This window comes from Steroidobacter sp., assembly GCF_016790065.1.
Taxonomy (GTDB): Bacteria; Pseudomonadota; Gammaproteobacteria; order Steroidobacterales; family Steroidobacteraceae; genus Steroidobacter.
Map to the genome: position 1 here is coordinate 1 of NZ_JAEUPY010000720.1, position 2,714 is coordinate 2,714.

At 60.8% G+C, this 2,714-nt stretch carries 1 protein-coding gene and 1 pseudogene; both read left to right on the forward strand.

Translation table 11 applies throughout. The features are described from left to right. Positions 1 to 381, forward strand: a pseudogene (locus JNL55_RS29385) (type II and III secretion system protein); the annotation flags it as partial. Positions 382 to 412: 31 nt separating this feature from the next. Beyond that, complete coding sequence (locus JNL55_RS29390) at positions 413 to 2,668, forward strand: TadE/TadG family type IV pilus assembly protein (RefSeq protein ID WP_293863030.1); 2,256 nt, start codon at positions 413 to 415, stop codon at positions 2,666 to 2,668. The last annotated feature ends 46 nt before the right edge of the window (positions 2,669 to 2,714 follow it).

The following is a 2,714-nucleotide window of genomic DNA, read 5'->3' on the forward strand; positions in this document are numbered from 1 at the left end:
GCTGGCCTGATTCGCACCAAGGTCGGCGTCGAAGTCAGCAGCGTCGACAAAGCCAATGCTGTGATGGGCATTCCCGGCTTTGCCACACGCAAGACCAACACAGAAATGAATGTGCAGTCCGGTGAGCCCATGGTGGTGGCCGGATTGTTCAGTGCCGACGATGCCAAGACCGTGAACAAGCTGCCTGCGCTCGGCTCGCTGCCGATTCTAGGTGAGCTGTTCAAGTCGCGTCAGTTTCGTCGTGGCGAGACCGAGCTGGTCGTGCTCGTCACACCTCAAATCATCGATGCAAGTTCCAATGCGGTGAGTGAAGGCCTGCAGCGTTTCGACCGGCTCAAGCGCGAGTCGGATGAAGCGTTGCAGCCGAGCTTGAAAGACTAACGACTGACATTTGCAGGGAAGCGAGCGTCACATGGATGTGACCGGAGCCAAGTGCCGTGGCTGGCGCCAGTGGGGTGCTGCAATCGTTGAAACGACGATTGCATTGCCGCTGCTGATCGTCGTCATTCTGGCGGCGATTCAGTTCGGCTGGGTCTATCAAGCCAAGGCGACGCTGAATCACGCGGCCTTGCAGGCCGCACGTGCTGGCGCCGTTGAAAACGCTGCGCCTCAAGCCATTCGGCTTGGACTGGCTCGCGGTCTTGCGCCGCTTCGCTCTCCCGATGCATCGCTACGAGGTGTTACTGAATCGGTCGCTCGCTTCGAAGGCGAGCTGCTCACCGATGCGCGCATTCGCATCCTCAATCCGACGCGGGAAGCGTTCGACGATTTCGCTGTCGAGGTCGATGGTGTTCGTGAGCTGCCGAACGATCGGCTGCATGTGCTCGATACGGCGCTCGGCGCCAGCGGCGGGCTCAATGTTCAAGACGCGAATCTGCTTCGTGTCGAGATTACGTATGGATACGAGCTAAAGGTTCCGCTGGTCAACGGGCTGCTGTCGCGGCTGTCGTTGGTCGGCGAACGCGATGCGTTTCATCAACAACTGCTGCGCCGACAGCGGTTGCCGATCGTCGCGACGGCGACTGTGCGCATGCAGAGTCCGCTGCGTTCCAGCGAGCTGCTGGTTTCGCGTGACGATCTTCCCGAAGTTGAGCGCGTCGTCGCTGGCTCGGGATCGCCGAGTGGTGGCGCAAACAATAATAACGCTGAGACGGAGACCGACCAGGTCTCGAGCTCACCGGGTTCTGCCGGTGGCAGCCGCCTGAACCAAGGCTTCTTCGGTTTCGGCTCGGGTGAAGCGACGGCTGCTTCTTCCGGTGCCGATTCCGATGGCGAAACCGACACCGGCTCCGATCAGGAAACTGACGCTGACTCCGGAACCGGTGCTTCCAACCCTTCCACCGACGGCCCTCTCTGCACCGTCGCTGCCGCTGACCCTTCGCCTGCTGCTGAAGACCCCACCGCTCTCGGCCGCGTGTGGGCCGAGCTGCGCGATCTCGCCGCCGACGCTTATGAGTTCGTTCGCGGTTTCTGGGATGGCCTGCAGGATCAAATCGGCGATCTCGTCGCCGCGATCACCGATCCCGTCGAGACAGCTCGCGGCATTTACGAGCTGGCGATGGCGTTCATGGACGACCCCGTCGGCACCGCGCAGACCATCGGCGCCGCGCTCGGTCATGACCTCAGTCAACTCGTCGAGTGCGGTGCTTACGACCGCGGCCGTGTGCTGGGCAGCTATGTCAGCCCGGCTTTCATGCTCAAGCTCGCGAGCAAACTCGCTCGCTTCGGCCGCGCTGGCCTTCGTGCCGCCGCTGATGCCACCCGTCGTGAACTCGGCTGCGCCAGCTTCGCTGCTGATACCGCGGTTTGGGTTGGTGGGCGCAGTGTTTCCATTCAATCGCTTGCTGTCGGCGATTGGGTTGATTCGCGGAATGAGCTTTCGCTCGTTGATCGCTCTCAGCGTGTCACTCGGCTTTTCGCACGTGATGTTGCTGCTTATCACGTCGTTGAGACGGAAGCCTCCCGGTTCGTTGTTACTGAAGAGCACCCGTTCTGGGTGCAAGGCCTCGGCTGGACCGCCATTCGCGACATCGTCGCCGGCTCGCCGATCGCCACTGCTTTTGGTGACACGCTCGTCGTCTCCAATCAGCGCGTCGACGCCGCGCTGCGGGTTTTCAATCTTTCTGTCGCCAATGATTCGAGCTACTTCGTCGGCGACGAACGCGTGTGGTCGCATAACGCGACCTGCACGCTACGCGTTGCCTACCACCCTCCTCGCAGCCCCAGCCGATTCGCTCTCGGGGCCAGCGATGGCGGCCCCGGCGTTTGGTCCTCCATCTCCCGGCCGGAGACTGATGCCTACCGCTATCAAAGCCGCATCACCGGTGCGCCTCATGGTGTTGAGTACAATGTGAACGGCGTTAATTTTGACGGGTACGATGCGCAACGGGATGTGTTGCTGGATGCCAAGCATTGGACGCAGGAGTGTCCGTTGGGAGATCGGTGTCGGTTTGAGCCGCTGAAGCAGGCGATGGCGGATAAACTGGTTGAAGAGGCACGCCGTCAGCTCGACGCTACGAGCGCTAGCGGGACAGCTATTGAATGGCGCGTTGTCGATGAGGAGATGGCGTTGCGAATCAGCGCGATTCTCGACTCGAGAATTCGTAGCCGCAGCGCGCGGCAAAGAATTACCGTCATCTACACGCCGCTTTCTGATATCCAGGGATAGGAGTTTTAATGAGTAGGAACAACAACACTTTTAGCGTCTGGACTAT

Coding starts and splice junctions, on each gene's coding strand:
- JNL55_RS29390 (WP_293863030.1), top strand. CDS start 413: ATGGATGTGACCGGAGCCAAGTGCCGTGGCTGGCGCCAGTGGGGTGCT.